This is a genomic window from Methylobacterium bullatum (assembly GCF_014845095.1).
GTDB classification, from domain to species: domain Bacteria; phylum Pseudomonadota; class Alphaproteobacteria; order Rhizobiales; family Beijerinckiaceae; genus Methylobacterium; species Methylobacterium bullatum.
On the sequence record NZ_NKUG01000003.1, the window covers coordinates 37,705 to 56,336 of the forward strand.

The following is an 18,632-nucleotide window of genomic DNA, read 5'->3' on the forward strand; positions in this document are numbered from 1 at the left end:
CAAGGCCGATGGCTCATTCATCATCAGAGGTCAGAATGACAGGGACGGCTGCCCGAGGCAAACGTCATCTGCGGCGACAATTAAATCATAATGTGATATTACACAGTTACCAAGACCTAATTATTTATTTGCGATGCCCCGCAATGCTTGGGAATACTACTTATTAATAAGATTTATAAAAGTATTTTTGTTTTAGATGCCCAATGTATTATTGTTTTAATCTTAGAGGAGTGAATCCTGTCACACGCCGACGGGTCGGAGAAGTGACAGGCAAGTGAGTGGCATTGGACGCTAGTGCACTGACGCGGACGAAGGATTCACGCATACAGTGAGACGTGCGAGTCTGGGCAATGGCTCAGACAGTATGCGTGCTTCTCGATGCGACAGATGCGGCACGGCTGGCTGCGATCGCCAGCGACCGCTCCCGTCCGCTCAAGCACACTCAGCGCGCCCGCATCGTCCTGCTCTCAGCCGAGCGCCTAAGCGTCCAGGACGTTGCCCGGGGGGCGGGCGTCAGCTGTCCGGCTGTGTAGCGCTGGCAGCTGCGCTATGCTGAGGTGGGCGTCGAAGGTCTGCTGCGCGACAAGACGCGCCCGCCCGGGACACCACCCCATTCGACTGAGACGCTGGCCGAGGTACTAGCGCTGACCTGCTCAGAGCCGCCGGGCGAGGTCACGCACTGGACCGGCCGTGCCGTGGCCCGCTCTGTCGGGATCTCGCTCCGCTCCGTGCAGCGGATCTGGGACGCTCACCGCCTCCAGCCGCATCGGCTGCGCACGTTCAAGCCCTCGCACGATCCCGCCTTCGCCACCAAGGTCGAGGATGTGGTCGGCCACAACACGAGACCCACCCGCCCGCGCGGTGGTGCTGTCCATCGATGATCCTTCGAGGACCTCAGGATGAGGAGAGCCAGATCTAGGCGCTGGAGAGGACCCGCCCCGACGGTCCGCTCGCCTTTGGCCATCCCGCCGCTCAGACCCACGACTATACCCGTCACGGCACCACGACGCTGTTTGCCGCCCTCGACGTCCTGGCGGGCATCGTGCTCGGCCGCTGCATGCAGCGCCACCGGAACAGTGAGTTCATCCGCTTCCTCAACGCCGTCGAGGCCACCGTCCCGCCCGAGAAGGCGATCCACGCGATCCTCGACAACGTCGCCACCCACAAGCATCCGAAGGTGCACGCCTGGCTTGCCCGCCACCCGCGCTAGACCTTCCACTTCACCCCGACCTCCGCCTCCTGGCTCAACGCGGTCGAGGGCTTCTTCTCAGCGCTCACCCGGCGTCGGTTGCGGCGCGGCTCCTCCACCGGCGTCGTCGACCTGCAGGCGGCGATCAAACGCTACATCGCCTAGCATAACCGACGCGCCAGACCCTTCGTATGGACCAAACCCGCTACCGACATCCTCGCAGCCGTCAGCCGAACCCCTGAACCATCCGTCTGAGTCAGTGCACTAGGCACCTGTTAACCAGGTCCGCGTTCGACCCGACATTGTCATTCGAGATCGCTCCTTCAAGCTGAGAAACCGGACCTTCAATAGGCATCGGTACTTGTATCGGTGGCCGGCCCCCACTCGCGGCCTCGGCTACCCTGAACTCGGCTTCGTGCCCCTGTCGGAGTTGCAGAATGTGCGCCGCAAACTGGGCTTGCCGGTCGAGTGTAATCTCTGGTCCGAGGCCAAGGGACCGCTGTTCGCCTTCGCTGCGGTCGCCCATCGGACGGAACACATCGTCGAGCTGATGGCGGCTGCATGAGCGCCGGTCCCCGCTACATCGAGGAGCACACTGCGCCAGCGTGCGGCGTGCTCTACAAGAGGGTCACTTGCCAGAAATGAGCAGGTCCCAAGTATATCCTGATTTCCGGTTATAATTGTATGTGTTCTTGATGTCTGATGCCACACCCTCGCGATCGATAAGATTTATACCATTGATATTCATCAGCTCCAACTTTGCAAATACTCTTCCAGCCTCGCTATGAGGAACAAGGAATTTATAAGCTGTAGGCTTTTTGCCGCCGCCCGGTTGAGAAGGCTCTTGTATCTTTTCAACAAAATCATGAAACGAGCGGAATTGCGCACCTGATGCGTTGGTTAGTGCATCATATACAAAACAGCCCTGCTGGCTTTGCATGCGTCGGTTCCAGCTGGCCGGAAAGTGGATAAACTTTAAAACATCCGCAGGGTACTCAGTGGCAAAGAAATCGGGGGACTCGTAGAGGAAATTATCGTACTCCTCCGGGCGTAATTGAAAAGATTTCACCCAGCCTTGAGCCAGTAATTGTGTATCGAGAGCTATTATAGCCGCATTTTGTGCTTCATTTGTTTCTGTATTTACTGGCGCAGCGTATCGCCATTGAATACTGCTGAAAGCAAAATAAGTTGCAACATACGGCGACCAGCTGAAATCTATAACGGGCGTGGGAACTCCGTAATGACGGCCAAATTCCAAAATTGATCGGCGATCAAAATTATCGAAAGGTATAGAGTCCAAGGATTTCATTTTATACATGAAATAAATTAGCATTTCTTCTAAATCGGCCTGAAAGCTATTCATAGGTATATTTGTATATCGAGTCAGAGTAGACTCAATTAGCCAATTAGAATTTTGGTGCCCCCGAAATGCATATTGTCCACCAGATAATGCAAGATCCTCTAGTTTGCCGAAGAGGGTAGTAGCGTCCGTATATGGGATCGTTTTTATTGTCATGCTTATAAACCTGTCAGTGCTTTGAGATAACTCAGTATGAATGACATCTAATTTATGAGGGAGAGAAATTCGCCAGAAAGCCATTCCTTCGCGTATGGCAGATTTGTAAAATTACTTGGCAACTTGTATATGTGGTTGCTCCTCTCGTTTTTATAAAGGACCACCGAGCCATTAAGTTTTCCACAAAAAGGATGTAGAGATTGTTCGATATTTTCGTCGACTTGCCTATAATCGTTTTTTCGAGATAGATATTTCCAATACTTCGTCCGCTCGTTGTGGATCCTGATAAAATCTCCCATGTAAGGAACTGACAAAGTGCCATGTATCTTATGGTAAGAATTTTTATCAAAAGATAAATCTGTTTTAGCGATTAATCTATCTATCATTGTCAAAAGACTAAGGTCGCCAAGGTAGCGATCAGCATACGCGCCGCCGACATCCGAATGTACGCCGGGCATCCAAATCTGTTCGAAATGAGCTGAAGTTTTATTTCTTTTGATTTCCTGAGACACTTGCCTACCGGCCCAGAGTGTTGGACGAAAAAATTTTCTCGTCTCATCAATTGCCATTATATGTACAGCATTTTTTACATTAGGCAACAATCTACGTTGGCCCAGCCTAAGTACTTGTGCAACCTCAGCAAGCCCATAACCTCCTGACACTGTGTCAAAAGCTCCTACGAACTCAATAGACGGTTCGACATCTGAGCATTTTGATTTGTACTCGCCAATGTTTCTATGTGCTGAGGTTTCTTCGGGTGCCCCCAGGAAGGAAACATCATCTTTGCCCGTGAAATCTCGCCAGACGTGCTCAAATAAATTAATATGCTTGGCATCCAGAATCCCCAGCGACAGCAGGCCAGTCAACGCTCGCGCAACAACCGCACCGCGAGAAAAGCCGAACAAATAAATTTTGTCGCCCGGCTCATAATTGGAGCATATGTTTAGATAGATATCGGCAATATTGGCATCAATGCCGTACGAAAATCCTCCGGACCTGTACTTGTCCATGCCAGATATTGAGCCTAGGCCCCTCGAATAATAAACAATTTGGGCTTTACCATCTTTTGCCTCTTGCTCCAGCAGTAAATTCAATCTGTAAATATTTGAATATCTGTCGAGAGATCGATCACTGCCGGCCCAGAGCCAAGTGCCATCAATTAAGTATATTAGATGCCTGTGGCCACCTTTTCTTGACATGAACCTCTCGCATAATTTGAGCTAGAAAAAACGATGAATCTTTAGACTACAGGGATGGAGGTGCCAAGTGGGTTTTAGAATTTGTCAACAGCACCAACTTCTTCGTCGATGGTTTTGCCGTGGTTCAGACCGTATGATTCGAACAGAGTGCGACAAGACGAAGGAAGAATACCAAAGCTCCGCGCCGGTGAGGGCTGTGGGGCTTCTGAAAGTCTTCTCTGACTAGTTGTCTGGTTGTGAGACCTCCTTGGCATCTGCAACGATGCGAAGGGCTTTCCGGAGGATGCCGGGCTTGAGCGGTCTGTAAGCTGGATTGGCCAGCGCAGGATCGGCTTCGATGCGCAGGCGCAGGACCATCTCGGGCGAAAGCCCCTTCAGTACGCGCTGGCGGCGACCATTGCAGGCCGCGTTGAAGCCGCGCAGGACGATCTCCAAGTCGCCGTGGCTGCAGAGCGTAATGTCCAACACCTCCCGCTGCACCCGACCGTTGAAGCGCTCGACCATGCCATTGGTCTTTGGCGTGTAGGGTCGGGTCTTGCGGTGCTGCACGGCGTGGCGCTGACAGGCGGCCTCGAAGGCATCGGCGGTGAAGCAGGATCCGCGGTCGGTCAGCAGGGGGAGCACCCGGAAGGGAAAGGCACCGAGCGCATCTGTCAGGAAGGCGACGGCGGATGCGGCCGTCTCGTCGTCTTTGACAGCGAGGTGGACAAAGCGCGAGGCGCGGTCCATGGCGACGTACAGGTAGCGCTTGCGGGTGATGCCATCTCGATCACGCAGTTTGGGAAGGTGCTTCACGTCGACGTGCACGAAGCCGACCTCGTAGTCTTTGAAGATGCCATGTGGCTTGCGGACGTATTCGGAGGGCGGCAGGCGATTGAGGCCCTAGGCCTTGAGGATGCGGTAGACCGCATCCCGGTTCAGGTGCGGCAGGAAGTGGCTGACGACGAAGGTCAGCGCATCGAGAGGAAAGCCGGTGCTGCGGCGGAGCGCACACACAATGGCGCGCTCTCCATCGCTGGCACGCCAGGGTAGCTTGTGGGGTCGGGCCGAGCGATCCCGACAGTCGGTGGGACCGCGCTGCCGCCACTTGCGAATGGTCTCGGTCGAGACGCCGTAGCGCCGGTCCAGAACGCTGGAGCCCTCAGAGGAACTGGCGATCTCGGCGCGCACGGCCGGGGTGGTGCGGGCATTCGGATGGATGGCGAGCATCAGCGGCTCCTCCTGATGGTCGCAGCGCGGCGCGATCCCTCAAAACGCCAAGCGTGTTCCTCGATTGCCCAACGAGCAGCATCCCAACAACGTTCCGCAACCAAACAGCCCTCATCTTGTGGAACAACCTTGACGGTCGACATCTCCCCAAGGGCGACCTACCGTTATGAACGAAGAGCTCAGACGTATGAGGGGCCGGTGGGCAAGATTGAGATCGATCTGGATTGGGCGGGATCCGGCGACGGCGAGTCGTACGGCGGCAACGTAGAGACCGGCATCCGGCAGGATGCCATGCGGCAGGTCCTGCGCAAGCTCGCGGCAATGCCAGGTCGGGAGGAGCCCGAGCAGGACGACCGCTTCAAGTCCCGGCCCCGCGCGCTCAATGTCATGCCCAACCGCCGCCACGAGGCCATCCTAGTGAGTGCACGGCGAGGGGACGGCAAGACAACCTTCCTGATCGACATCCTGCGTCTCATCGAGAAGGGCGCATCGGCCTACAGACCGTATGTGCCCACGGGCAAGGCGGACGAAAAGCTGGCGGCCCTCTACAGCCTCGGGATCGTCGACCCGACCCTCATCGAGACGAAGCAGAACATCGTCGTCATCGTCATCGAGAAGATCAAGGTCGCAGTGGACCATGTGCACCGCCGCAACGAGGCTGCGAAGAAGGGTACGTACGAAGATTTCAAAGCGGCACTGCGCGAGCTGGCCGCTGGCCTCACCCTCCTCGACGGCATTGGTAACGACGCACTTTATGGCAAGGACTGGGCGGACGCCGACTACGTGCTCGATCGCGGCCTTGACAAGGCGCGCAGCGCCGGCGGGTTCGAGCGGGCGTTCCACCACTACGTCAGGGAAGCCTGCTCTTTCATAGGCGCGGATGCCTTCGTCCTCGCCATCGACGACGTAGACACATCCTTTGATAAAGGCTGGCCGGTTCTTGAGGCGCTCCGAAAGTACTTCGCGACGCCGCACCTGAAGGTGATCCTCGCCGGCGACCTAAAACTCTACAATTTGCTAGTGCGCCAGCAGCAGTGGAAGCAGATCACGAAGGACTTCCTGGACGTCGAACAGAAGGTTTTCAAAATTGAGCAGGAGGTGGGCGGATCGGGCTCGTACGCCGATCAGCTAGTTAAGACAGTGGACGTTCTCCAGGACCAATACCTCGTAAAGATCGTGCGCCCGGAGAACCGGATAGAGCTGGCTCCGCTGCTGCATCTGACGAGCCAAAGCAATGAAATAGAGTTTCACGCCTCGCGGTCGGCGACGCCGGGGTCGGCGAAAGAGCGCGATACCTCCCGTCGATTCGCAGAGCGGCTTCTCTGCATTAAATCGAGCGCCGATCAGGAGCTAATCCGCGCGACCGTGCTCCGGCTTCCGATGCGGAGCGGCTTGCAAGTGATGGCAGGCGCCTGGGACCTTGTCGCCGCGAAGGAAGCGCCCTCCGGTGGCGAACTCGAACGAGCCAGCGCCGCCGCATTGGACATACTGAGACAGGTCGCGTCGACGTCCCTGATGAGTCTCGATCTTGATGAGTCCGGTCTCACGGATCCGAACTCGGGCCGGGTACTGGGAGCACTGAGCGAGTGGATGGCCTCAAAGCCTGATCTCTGGTTGGCAATGTCGCGCTGCCATCCAGGCGGCGTCGATGAGAAAATCGACTTCGTCAGCATCCGGATCGCGGCTCAGCTCGTCGAACTGTTCCTCCGCCAGCCTCACGCTATGGTCGATTACTGGCTTCGGATCTCGACGATCCGCGAGAAGCTGGATCGAGGCGAGGTCATTTGGATCCCTCAGAGGGCATCGGATCGGTCTACCGAAAACGGTGCGCGAGACCTTCAAGCCTTGCTAGAGCACGTCAATGCCGGGATGGCGGAACGCGCAACCCAGTTCGTTAGCCGGTTGGCAGCCTGGGATGCTGGCCGGGGGCGTCAGGTTAATCGTCGCATACGGCTGAGCGGCGCCATTGTATTGGCTAAGCACACGATGCCCGGCGATGCTGCAGCGCTACAACTGTACGGAGTTGCGAAAGCGGAGGACGTCAGAGCCTTCTTGAAGAAGGCTTTCGAAGGAAGTGCGACGGACCAAAAGAGTCGGCTTCTGGATGCGATTCCAGCACCGATGCACGGCTATCACCAAGCTCTGAAAGAAGCCTCAGGAGGCTCTCCGACGCAACTCCTTTCCGAAACCGGATCCAGATCGATCCTTGCCAACTCTCTTGCAAGCCTCGAGGCCGGCCTCACCGGAGACGCGTGCTTCGCCGCCATGTTGCCGGCTTTTCACATCGTCAGTGGTCAAGGAGCAGAGAACGGAGCCTACTCGGTCCTCCGCCTCATCGCATTCATCTCCGAGATGATCGGTTCAAGACAGCCGAGCATCTCAGAGGAGACAGTCAAGAGCATCATGAACACGCTCGTGAGCCGTAGGAGCTATCCCACGACGACGTTCTCCGGAGGTGACAGCTCGACCGATGAACGACCGGGCAACGAGGGTTCTCCGCGTGAGACGGCCGCGAACACTGCCTCTACCCCTGGCGACAAGCCTGTCGCACCCCCGACCCCACTTTCTCATCTGCTCGCAGAATGGCTCAAAAGCCTTGAGATCGAGCAGAGGCCCATAACGGTCGCTCCAGTCACGCTCTCCCGCATGTGGACGAGGTTTACCTACGCGTTCGACGCCATATCCAGCGAGCTCAAGCTCGGCGAAACCCGCTATCTGGGAGTGTTGATGCACCGATCTATCACGGCCTTTCTACATGCGGTGGGCCTGGAGGCGGTGCGCGCATCGGGCATTTCGCCGGAACCTCAGGCGATGAACAACCCAGTTAGACATAGCGCACCGCTTCTTGAAGTGTTGAAAACCCTTAAAAAGAATCCAAACGTAAAGAATGACCAGAACGTCCGCTTCTTCAAATCAGTTTTTTCGTGCCCCCTGTGGGGGTATTATCTTGCTAGCGGCAAAATTGCATTCACTGGACGCGTCGCGCCTCGGAGTGCAGATAGAGAAGTATTTGATCTCTACAAAGCGGCCGTTGTGGAGGCGACGAAGCAGGTTCCGAGTTTTGAGATTGAGTTTAAGACTTCTGAATATGTTCTAAAACTGGAAGGCCCACAACTCCTTCTAAACTCTGTTCCTATTCAGGGACAAGCAGCCAGCTCAAAGCCAGCCCAGCAGAGAACTTCTGAATTAGGGGAATTAATTTCCTCAGTATCTACTGAGATAAAAACTGAGGAAAGGCCTTTGAGGCCAAGGGCAGTGACGAAGGTTTCCAGAAAAAGTCCAAAAAAGCAGATTTAATCCGCATGGCCTCTCTCATTTACCGCCGCGGCTTCAGCGACACTTACGGCTTGGCCATGCTTGGCCGGGGGCAGGTGCCGTCTATTGAGGAGACGCGGCGGCGGATCTTTATCGCCGAGCGGCGGTCGGGTGTCGGGCGGCCGGACCACTTCTACAAGGGCTACCTTGAGCATCGCCTCGGGGACGCCCAACACGTGGGAGACTTACCCTGGATCGTCCTTGGGAGCCTCGCCGAGCGCTATCTGGAGCGGCGGGGTCGGCGCGTGGCTGTGCGCTACGAGCTATTTGGGGAGTGGCACGAGCTCCTGCCGTTCCTCTCGCCGCTTGCCGTAATAGTCGCCTTTCTAGTGAACGAGGGGCGCGGGCCCGCCCATGGCGTGGACCCGCGCCCGTTCCTGGCGAAGGAGATCGGCGAGACGGCGCTCATCGGGGCCGCGGATCCCAGCCTCGACGACCTTGTCGCTCGCGAGGGGCTGAACGAGCTGCACATGCACCTCAACGGCTCGACGGAGCTCGACGTGCTGTGGCCGGACGCGTGTAGCGCACCGGACGCGTTCTATGCCGAGCTCAAAGAGGCGCAAGGCAAGAGCCCGGAGCCGTCTCTAGAGCTCTACGAACAGCTGGAGCCGGGGCTGGGGCCCTACGGTGTCTACCAGCGGCTTCGCGCGGCCCGGCGCGTGCGCCGGCACCTCGTCGCGGAGCTTAAGCCCGACCTCGGAGGAAAGGCGGGAAAGGCCCCCCTGGCGACAGGCCTCGAAGCCTTGCTGCGGGCGGCGGTGTTCGACCTTCCGGACGGTGACTGGCCCCGCCCGCTGGGCAGTCCCCTGAGCATGCATCCGGCCTGCGTACTGTTCGGCGGGCCACCGCACCGGCCGATAATCGAAGAGGCGGCCTTCCTATACTGCTGCCTTGCCACTCTTCGGCGCGACCCGGGACACAAGGTGATCGGGGCCGGGCTCTACTTCAACCTCCTAATGCTCACCCAGCTGGCGCGCCTTGCGGTCCAGCAGGTCGACGAGAGCGGCTTCGACCAATTCCAGAAGTACACCCTGCTCGGTACCCGGGAAAGGATTGAGCGCCGCTACCTCGCCCGCTTCCGCCAGTTGAATGGCCACGAGCCCTTCGACACGCTTCGACACCTGGAAGGCCGCTTCGCGCCCAAGGCAACCGTAACCAAGACCCGGACCCTCATCGCTGACATCGTGGGTGGCTATCTTGATTTCCGGGGCTGCCGGTCCGATCGGCGGGAGCGAGACCTCCGAGGCGCGCCGCCGCGGTGCCTTTTCGGCCGCCATTGCGGGATCGCCCCCTGCGGCCCGTCGGGGCGTGCGAATGCAGAGTTCGCCCTCGTCGCCCACTTCATTAAGCGTCGTGCAACCGACGACAACGACCGCAGCCGGCGATGCCGCGACAGCGACTTGCGGATCGGGCTCAACGAGCAGGCCCGCGTCCTAGAGACGCTCCGGAAGGGCAGCGCGACGGTGAGAGCGCTGCTCCAGGGGATCGACGGGGCTTCCAACGAGCTGCACGCCCCACCCGAACCGTTCGCGCCCGCCTTCCGCCTCGCGCGCCGCGCGGGCATCTCCCGCGCTACTTTCCACGTCGGTGAGGACTTTCGGCACCTGTTGTCGGGAATCAGGTCGGTTGTGGAGGCGCTTGTCTTTTTGGACCTTCGCTCCGGGGATCGTATCGGCCACGCGACGGCTCTCGGCATCGATCCGGCGCTCTGGCTATCCAGGACGGCCCCGCGCGCGGTGCTGAGCCGGATTGACGTTCTGGACGACGCGGTCTTTGCCTTCCGCTCACTGGCGGCGGTCGGGGGGTACGCCCAGGACATGCTCCTTCTCGGGCGTCTGATCGCCGAGCACTCTGAGATCCTCTACGGGCAAGAGCGAAGCCCCGATCTTCTCCACCGGGCCTGGGAGCTGCGCCGCCTCGATGCGCTCGAAGTGCGGGCGGTGGAGCGAAGCCTTCTGAGAAACGGCCAGGTGCTCACGGGCGAGGCCGTCGCCCAAGAAGCACAGTTCCTGTCTCAGACTGCCTTGGACGAGCAGCGCTCATCCGAGCTTCGCTTGATCGCGGACATGGTCGCCCGGTCCGGGGCCGCCTACGAGGTCTTCAGCGAGCGGCACGCCCTCGACCCGAAGCGGGCGAACGAGCGCGTCGACGTGGAGGCGGCGCAGATCTCAGAAAAAGCTTTCACGGCATTGCAGGACCACGCACTCGGTTTCGTCAACGAACGCGGGGTGGTCTTAGAGACGCTGCCGACAAGCAACCTGCGGATCAGTTTCTATGACAGCATGGCCGAGCATCATCTCTACCGCTGGCTCGGCCTGTGCGAGCCGACGATCACGAACTGGCCCACCGTTTGCGTTGGGAGCGACGACCCCGGAATCTTCGCGACAAACCTCCGCAACGAGTACGCTGCGATTGGGAGTGTCCTGCGCCAAAGGTTCAAGCTGACCGCGTCCGAGACAGCTGGTCGGTTGGAGCAGCTAAACGCGAACGGCCGCGCACACCGCTTTCCTCCTGACTGCGATCCTTGAAAGCGTTTGCAGGACCTATCTGAAGGCCGCAGGCCACCCTGTGCCGAAGATGAGGGGGCTTGGCGCTCTCTGGCCAGAAACGGCAAAACATCTTGGCTTGGCTCCCGGCGCGCTTGCCGATGATGACCTCAGACGAATCCTGCAAGGCTTACTTAGCGTTGCTAATGGAGTAGCCGCATTGCGCGCACCCATGAAGGATCGGCTCAAGGCAAGGGAAACGTTGAAAAGAAAAGGCATAACTTAGAGCCACGTCACGCTTGGCTGGCAGTGCATGCTGCGCATACGATGGCTCTTTTGATAATCGAAACGTGGTCAGCGCGAAAGATATAAAAAGCTGCATTGAGACAAAATTGGCGGGTATGATTAAAGACGGTCAGCCCGGAAGATAAGTACGGGCATAATCATCCTACAAAAGGGGGAAGGATTTTTTACGTCATACTGGAACCAAAGATCCGGAGATCCTCGAGACACACTTTATAATTTTTTAAGAGCCAAAGTGATTGTGTCCGCAACGGCTTTTATATAGCTCATATTTCCAGCTCTGTATTTTTTAGGGGACTGATAAAACTGGGCAGGCTGGTGATTTTTTTTGGTGGATTTGTGAACCGAATTCTGCAGCAGAGGGTGCTCTATGCCGCGTGATCAACGGCCGGGAGACGCTCCAACTTCGCCAACTGAGCCTGTAGCACCTCTCGGCACCAAAACTGCGGATGAACCAAAGTTGTACGCCGAAACACACTTTTGACGGCTCCAGGGTGGCACGTGTGGTGACGCCGGGGGCGTGGGGAAGTGGGGCACGTCAGGGCCTTTTGAGAGCACTCGGCGGCCACGTAGCAGAGCGTCGGCGATTGCCGCGAAAAGTCATTGCAGATGTCTCCGTGCATGTTATGCACGGGTAGGTTCACTCAGTCACACTGCTAATGACAAATTGTATTCGAGGGCAAATCGGGGCTCACTATGCAGTTAAGCAAAGAAGTGTTTCAGCAACAACTTAAGGTCATGCAAGATCGGGTTTTACGAAAAACCAAAATTCCTTTTGTCTCATTTAATGAGGGCCTGCCGTTTGAATGGGAGGGCTACAAGGAAGGGCTACGGCAGCGAGGCCTGAAACGCCTCCAAGTCCATACTTGGCAGAAAAGCTCTGTCGGCAGCGGCGCCATCCTGAAGCGGCTGATCTACGCAATCGAAATCCCAAAGGGGGTTGAAGGAGACGCCAACGGCTTTGTCAGCTGGGCGAATGAGCATGGGCACGCCAGTCGCTCCCATCGTGAACTGCTTGATGCGCAGGAAGAGCCGGCGCTGACGAAGCGCGCCGAGTCATGGGCTTTTGAATTCTATCGCGAGAATGGCGATCCTGAAGATGCCTTTGAGGAGCTGCTGGAGATCGCAGGACCTCGCTACGATTTGGTCGCCTATCTGTTCTTCCTGCGGGATTCGCAGCGCTTCATGCCGATCCGCGTGCAGACGTTCGACAAGGCTTTTCGCGATTTGCAATTGAGTCTGAAGACCGAAGGTCATTGTACCTGGGCGAACTATCAGCAATACATCGAAGCGCTGAAATCGGTGCAGGCCGAGCTCCAGACCATGCCCAATCTATCCGACGCCGGATTGGTCGATGCTCACTCCTTCTGTTGGCTACTTGTGCGCCCGGAACTCGATGGGGATGACGATCGGTTGATCGCGAGCGCAAAAGGCAAAGCTTCGAACTCGAAGAAATACGACGGCAGGCAAGTTGCCGTCTTTGACATGGCAAATATGACCATGGAAACGGTGCGCCAAGCAAATGGGCAGATAGTAGAGACGACCCGGAAGGTCAAAGAGCTGTGGATGTCAAAAACCGGCCTGCAAACCTACATCGAGGCATTGCTCGAAAAGCAGGAGGATAAGTGTGCGCTGACTGGCATAACATTCCATTACGTTGGAAAGGGCGATGATAAACAGAGGCGCCCGTCCCTAGATCGAAAAGATAGCGACAAGCATTATGAGGTCGGAAACCTGCAAGTTGTATGCAAGTTCATAAATAAATGGAAAAGTAACGCTCGCGACGAGGAGTTTCTTCGTCTAATAGGTCTTGTTAGGAAGCCGCCGGGAGAAATTTGAGTGTCGTATTTGAATAAAATAATGTTGGAATCGAGATAGGGGCGTTTATTGGCGTTTTCGCTCCCCTCTATTTCATAAATGCCAGCGAGGAGAACCGGAATAAAGAACGTCAGATGGCGACGGCGCCAGCAGAAGAACGTCCTACTTATTTCATAAATGCGACCGGGGGAGTCATGATCCTCGTACGGGAGAATTACGCTCTCCCTGCATTGCGTCCTCGAAAAAACGCCGCAGGGGCGGTGAGGTAATGATTCGCCGCCATTGAAGTGGCTCTTCGCCAAGTCTGGTGGATTGGGTTGTTGGGGCGAATGCTGGGAGGGAGCTCCTGGCTGAACCGGGCGGGGATTCTCAGATCAGGGCATGACCCTACTCTGTCATATCCCCGGTTGTCGCCTTCTCCACGTCAGGCGTGAGGAGAGCGCTGCTCTTTGCATTGCCGCTCAAGCGAAGCGCGATCATGCCCGTTGCCCACGCTGTCATACAGTCAGCCGGTCGGTGCATAGTCGCTATCACCGGCGTCCCGCCTACCTGCCGACGATCGGTCAGGAGGTGCGTCTGACCCTGACGATCCGACGTTTCTACTGCCACGATCCTGTTTGCGCGCGTCGGACCTTCGCCGAGCGTCTGCCCCGCCTCCTCGACCGCTACGCTCAGAGGACCCGCCGCCTGGCCGATGCCCAGGTTCGGACCGCGCTGGCGCTCGGTGCCACACCCACCGCCCGGCTGCTGCCGCACCTGGCGATGCCGACCAGTGCCACGACGCTGCTGCGGGGTATCCGCAAATGGCCGCTGCCGCCCGGATCCAAACCGATCATCGTCGGTGTCGACGACTGGGTCCTGCGCAAGGGCCGAACCTATGGCACCATTCTCGTCGACCTCGAACGCCGCCGTCCCATCGACCTGCTACCGGATCGTTCGGCCTCGACGCTGGCGGCCCGGCTCCGGCGCGACCCACATATCCAGGTCGTGGCACGGGACCGCTCGACCGAATATGCGCGCGGGACCGCCATGGGTGCGCCCGATGCCGTTCAGGTCGCGGATCGGTGGCATCTCCTGCTCAATACCCGACAGATGGTCGAGCGCTGGCTCGCCCGCGTCCATCCGCGTCTGAAGCTGTTGCCGGCCGTGGCCCCGTCATCGCCATTGATTCAGCGCGTCGCGCCCTACCCGCGCGCACGGTCCGAGATGCTCGTGCGGGCCGCGGCCCGTGGTCGATGGGAAGCGGCCTATGACGACGTGCGTCGCCGCCATGCGGAGGGGCACTCGCTTCGGCGCATCAATCGCGAGACTGGCTTGGCCCGAGCGACGGTACGCAAGTACGCCTTCGCCGAGAGCTTCCCCCGGAACGGTATGCGTGAACCGAAGCCGAGCATGCTCGATCCTTATCTCGGGCATCTGCATGGCCGCCTCGAGGAGGGCTGCGAGAACGCTGCGCAGCTCTGGCGCGAACTTCAGGGTATCGGCTTTGCTGGCACCTCGAAGCAGGTGCGTCGCTGGTTGTCCGAGTGGCGCGCAGGCCCGGCTGGAACGACTATTCGGTCGTCGCCAGCACCGGCTGACATCCGTGTTGCGACCTCCACCGCATCACCCCTGGCCTCATCCAAGAAGCTGTCCTGGTATCTCCTACGGGAGCCCGAAGACCTCGGCCCCGAGGCAGCCGCGGTCGTCTCGCGCGTCCTGCAGGATACCGAGGCGGCCAAGGTCGTCGATTTCGGCCGCCGGTTCTGCCGGATCGTCCGGAGCCGCTGTGGCCAGCAGCCGTCAGGAAAATCAGATGTCACGGCGTTCGATGAATGGCTGGGCGACGCGCAAACCTGCGGTGTCCGGATCGTCGAGAGCTTCGCTGCTGGCCTCGGTCAGGATAGAGATGCTGTTCGCTCCGCGCTGACACTGCCTTGGAGCAGTGGACAAGCCGAATGGCAGATCACGCGTCTCAAGCTCTTGAAGCGCGCCATGTACGGCCTCGCCAATCTCGATCTCCTACGACGACGGTTCCTCCTCGCAGCCTAATCCACCAAACTTGGCGAAGAGCCACCTCGTTGGGGCCGATCAATAGGACTGCATGGATATTTGGTGAAGCCTAGCAAGTGCTCTTTCACTTTGCGTTGCCGTCGCAAGCGTTAGGATATTCGCTCCAGACCATGGGCACGTTCATGAGCACGGAGATACCGGCCCCTTCCGGCAATGTGCCGGCGATCGCTGCTTGAATGACGGACGGGGCGAGGAAGGCGAGGTTGAGGGTCATACGCACCGAGCGCTCACTGCAGCCTTCCGCTACGGCGATGGCATGGGTGTCGGCGACACGGCCGCTGACAAGATCATCGAGCCAGAAGCGCGCCTTGGCGATCCCGTCGACGAGGCGCGCTCGGGTCTCGACCCGCATCGGCCGCGGCGACGCTGCCCCCTCATCACCCTCAGCGTGGATGACCTCGCGCCGACGACGGATTGGTCGGGCCGACCAGGGCACACGGAGCGGAGACGGCTCGGTGCCTTCTGCTCCGCCAGCCCTCTCGTCGCGCCCTACCTCGCCCGGCTCGACGAAGCTGATCGCCAGGTGGCTCGGGTGAACGACGATGCGGCTCACCTGGGCGAGCAGCGGCATCTCTTCGGATGGTGAAGGTTGGTTAGGGGAGGGTGGTGTTAGCGCCTCCCGCACGGCCTGCTCGATCTCGGGTGCAGAAACCCGCGAGACCGAGCCCGCCTCGCTGCGCTGCCCCGTTTCGAGGGCGCGTGAGACGTAGTAGCGGTAGTGCAGAGCGCCCTTCCTCGCCGAGCTTGGCGTCATCCGATTGCCGCGATCGTCGTAGAGCAGCCCCGTCAGCCATGATCCGGTGTTGCCCCGGATGGAACCTTGCGCCTGCGCCTTCTCGCTCAGCGCTGCCTGGACCGCATCGAACAGCTCGCGTGGGACGATGCCCTCGTGCTCTCCGGGGTAATGCCGGTCCTTGTGGATCACCTCGCCGATATAGACCCGGTTGCGCAGGAGATAGGCCAGCGGACCCTTGGTGAAGGGGATGCCGCCCCGGATCGTGCCATCTCGGCGGGGGGATCGCTTCGTCAGAATACCCCGGCTTTGCAGATCGGCCGCCAATCCGTTCAAGCATCCAAGCGCGAGGTAGCGCTCAAAAATCGTTCGCACCTGATCAGCCTCCATGGGGCAGGGGACCAGTTTTTTGTCATGGACGCGGTAGCCTAGTGGCACAGGTCCGCCCATGCGCATGCCCTTACGCTTCGAGGCCGCGATCTTGTCGCGGATGCGCTCGGCCGTGACCTCGCGCTCGAACTGGGCAAACGACAGCAGGACGTTAAGCGTCAGCCGCCCCATGCTGTTGGTGGTATTGAAGGCCTGGGTCACCGAGACGAAAGAGACGCCGTGCGCGTCGAACAGCTCGACGAGCTTGGCAAAGTCCGAGAGGGCGCGGGTGAGCCGGTCGACCTTGTAGACCACCACCACATCGACGCGTCCCGCCTCGACTTCGGCAAGCAGCCGCTGCAGGGCCGGACGCTCGAGGCTGCCGCCTGAGACACCGCCATCGTCGTAGGCCTCCGGCAGCAGGCGCCAGCCCTCATGCGCCTGGCTCTTGATGTAGGCCTCGGCGGCCTCGCGCTGGTTGTCGAGGGAGTTGAAGGCCTGATCGAGACCGTGCTCGGTGGATTTGCGGGTGTAGATCGCACAGCGCAGGGACTTCTGGGCTTGGGATTTAGGAGCCTGGCTTTTGGGTGCTTGGATCTTCGGAGGCTGGGCTTTGAGGTGCGACGGCTTGGAGAGGGATGCCATCACGACATCCCTCCCACGGCCACAACTATCGATGCCGCTTCGGCCCCGCTTGGCGCTCCGGTGGGGACCTTGTCCCACAGGCCGAAGAAGCGGGGTCCGTTCCAGCGGGTGCCGGTGATGGCGCGAGCAACCTCCGACAGGCTGGCATAGGTCGTCTCCCTCCAGGCAAACCTACCCGTCATCACGGTGACGGTTTGAACCTCGCCCCCGAACTCCCGCACCAGCAGCGTGCCGGGCCGAAGCCCGGGCGCCGGGATCGGCGGGACGATAGGCGGCGCCTTCGGCTTGGCCGCGCGTTCGGCGGCGGCGCGGCGGCGCAGACGTTCCCTCGCGATCCGATCGAGCAGCCGAGCGCTGTCGCGATCGAGGTCGCCCAGCACCTTGGCCTGGATGCGGTACGCGAGGAGCCGAACCATCAGGGTGCGGGACAGATGCGGGGGAGGGGCGGTTCGCAGGTGCTGCCGCCAGCGGATGCGCAGGTCGCCCAGATCGAGGGAGGCAAGCGCCTCGATCTCGCGCTTGAGCTTGGGGCTGATCACGGCGGCCATCACCGGACCTCAACCGTGGCATCGTCGGTCAGGCGGTAGACGGTCCGACCCTCGGCATCGCATCCCTTCGTGAGGATCATCCCGCGCTTGCGCAGGCCGGTCAGGGCGGCACGCGTCGAATGGGCGAGCCAGCCGGTGGCAGCCATCAGGTCGGCGAGCGTGGCGCCCTCGTCACGCCGCAGCATCGCGATGATCAGCGCCTGCTTCGTACCGGATCGCGGCTTCATCTCAGCCCTGTCCGATCCGGCATCCAGAACCGGCCGCGAGGCGGCGAGGACGCTTACGGCGAGCCCGAAGCCAAGGCTTTGCTGGCCGGCTGGCGTCAGGCGCAGCCCGATCGGACCGCGCTGGTCTTGATGCCAGTGCCGCTCATCCCCGGTGACGACGACCTCGACCGCCAGCGCGGTCCTGCAGAGCTTGGCGAACAGCGCCTTGGCGGCTCTGGTGTTCAGCCCTGCGGGCCGGGCGATCAGCTGGTCGTGTGACTCGGCGGCGGTCTTCAGCAGTGCGTGGTGCGTGTCGTCGATCATTACGGGTGGACCTTGCGAGGGTTGGGCAGCGGGTCTGCTGCCACCAGCGCAACCCTGCGGATCGCGAGGGATCGGCAGGGGGTCGAAGGCGTACCGCGTCGGCGGCCTCAAGGACGCTGACAGTTCCGCTCCATTCGCAGCGCAAGTCCAGTCCGAAGTGGCGGTAATCGCTCACACGCCAGTGCACGGCCGCCAGCGAACCAAGGCTCCGCTGGCCTGCGAACCGGTCTCCAGCTAAGCCACCTGCAAGGCTGCGGAAGCTGCACCGACGACCAGCGAGAAACTAGCCGAAATCGCCGAGAATCCGGGCCGCAGGAACGCCCCGGAGAAGAGGCCTAAAAACGGCAGCTTTTCGCTATGCCCTTGAGACGCGGCACGTCTCCGGCCAAACGCGAACGTCCGTCGTTCGTGGGGAGTGAGTGGTGGGGCACGCATCCCGTCCAAACCGGTCTCTAGCGCCGTTTCCCTGCTAACAGGGAAAACAACAGGGAAAACGGAGGAGTGCAGCTCTCGGGCGCGATTTTGGTCGGCAATACTGCAGCAGATGCAATGATTTAAGGACCAATTCCCTGTGCGGCGGAACAGGGAATTGGTCTCATCCGAACAGGGACGCGTGTCGTCGAAACAGGCAAGCCGATCGCTGTGAGCAGGGATCGTCTCGGGTCAAACGCAAGAAAGCCGGAGAGCCGCGAGGCTCTCCGGCTGCACGATGTTCTACGG

Annotated in this window: 10 protein-coding genes and 2 pseudogenes; 6 read left to right on the forward strand and 6 right to left on the reverse strand. The window is 59.6% G+C overall.

Features of this window, described 5'->3' with window-relative positions; genetic code table 11:
• The first annotated feature begins 350 nt into the window (after positions 1-350).
• Both MBTS_RS00200 and MBTS_RS00205 read left to right on the forward strand, forming a co-directional pair.
• Positions 351-1,444: pseudogene (locus MBTS_RS00200) on the forward strand (IS630 family transposase).
• 106 nt (positions 1,445-1,550) lie between these two features.
• Entirely contained in the window at positions 1,551-1,754 is a 204-nt protein-coding gene (locus tag MBTS_RS00205; RefSeq protein ID WP_192214838.1) for a DUF2958 domain-containing protein, read from the forward strand.
• 63 nt (positions 1,755-1,817) lie between these two features.
• Here the strand turns inward: MBTS_RS00205 and MBTS_RS00210 are convergent, their stop codons facing one another.
• The 3 genes and pseudogenes from MBTS_RS00210 to MBTS_RS00220 form a co-directional block, all read right to left on the reverse strand.
• The gene (locus tag MBTS_RS00210) at positions 1,818-2,789 is read right to left on the reverse strand and encodes an FRG domain-containing protein (RefSeq protein ID WP_192214839.1); all 972 of its coding nucleotides are present in this window, start codon (positions 2,787-2,789) and stop codon (positions 1,818-1,820) included.
• Positions 2,753-3,904, reverse strand: coding sequence for a T6SS phospholipase effector Tle1-like catalytic domain-containing protein (locus MBTS_RS00215; RefSeq protein WP_192214840.1), 1,152 nt, complete (start codon positions 3,902-3,904; stop codon positions 2,753-2,755). The genes MBTS_RS00210 and MBTS_RS00215 overlap by 37 nt, the downstream gene beginning before the upstream one ends.
• Positions 3,905-4,126: 222 nt before the next feature.
• Positions 4,127-5,113, reverse strand: a pseudogene (locus tag MBTS_RS00220) (DDE-type integrase/transposase/recombinase).
• Between the two features lie 129 nt (positions 5,114-5,242).
• On the opposite strand from MBTS_RS00220, the gene MBTS_RS00225 reads away from it, so the two are divergent.
• From MBTS_RS00225 to MBTS_RS00240, 4 genes are all read left to right on the forward strand, one after another.
• The gene (locus MBTS_RS00225; RefSeq protein ID WP_192214841.1) at positions 5,243-8,410 is read left to right on the forward strand and encodes a hypothetical protein; all 3,168 of its coding nucleotides are present in this window, start codon (positions 5,243-5,245) and stop codon (positions 8,408-8,410) included.
• A gap of 5 nt (positions 8,411-8,415) precedes the next feature.
• Complete coding sequence (locus MBTS_RS00230) at positions 8,416-10,956, forward strand: amidohydrolase family protein (RefSeq protein WP_192214842.1); 2,541 nt, start codon at positions 8,416-8,418, stop codon at positions 10,954-10,956.
• 957 nt (positions 10,957-11,913) lie between these two features.
• Positions 11,914-13,056: a hypothetical protein gene (locus MBTS_RS00235; protein ID WP_192214843.1), complete on the forward strand. Its 1,143-nt coding sequence runs from the start codon at positions 11,914-11,916 to the stop codon at positions 13,054-13,056.
• Positions 13,057-13,416: 360 nt separating this feature from the next.
• Positions 13,417-15,066 carry an ISL3 family transposase gene (locus MBTS_RS00240; RefSeq protein WP_192214844.1) on the forward strand — a complete coding sequence of 550 codons (1,650 nt, stop codon included), beginning with the start codon at positions 13,417-13,419 and terminating at the stop codon, positions 15,064-15,066.
• An 85-nt stretch (positions 15,067-15,151) separates the two neighbouring features.
• Here the strand turns inward: MBTS_RS00240 and MBTS_RS00245 are convergent, their stop codons facing one another.
• The 3 genes from MBTS_RS00245 to MBTS_RS00255 are packed head-to-tail and all read right to left on the reverse strand — an operon-like array spanning position 15,152 to position 17,912.
• Positions 15,152-16,834: a recombinase family protein gene (locus tag MBTS_RS00245; RefSeq protein ID WP_192214845.1), complete on the reverse strand. Its 1,683-nt coding sequence runs from the start codon at positions 16,832-16,834 to the stop codon at positions 15,152-15,154.
• Entirely contained in the window at positions 16,834-17,382 is a 549-nt protein-coding gene (locus tag MBTS_RS00250; protein ID WP_192214846.1) for a DUF2924 domain-containing protein, read from the reverse strand. The genes MBTS_RS00245 and MBTS_RS00250 overlap by 1 nt, the downstream gene beginning before the upstream one ends.
• Positions 17,382-17,912, reverse strand: coding sequence for a DUF3489 domain-containing protein (locus tag MBTS_RS00255; RefSeq protein ID WP_192214847.1), 531 nt, complete (start codon positions 17,910-17,912; stop codon positions 17,382-17,384). Before MBTS_RS00255 ends, MBTS_RS00250 begins: the two co-directional genes overlap by 1 nt.
• Positions 17,913-18,632 lie beyond the last annotated feature (720 nt).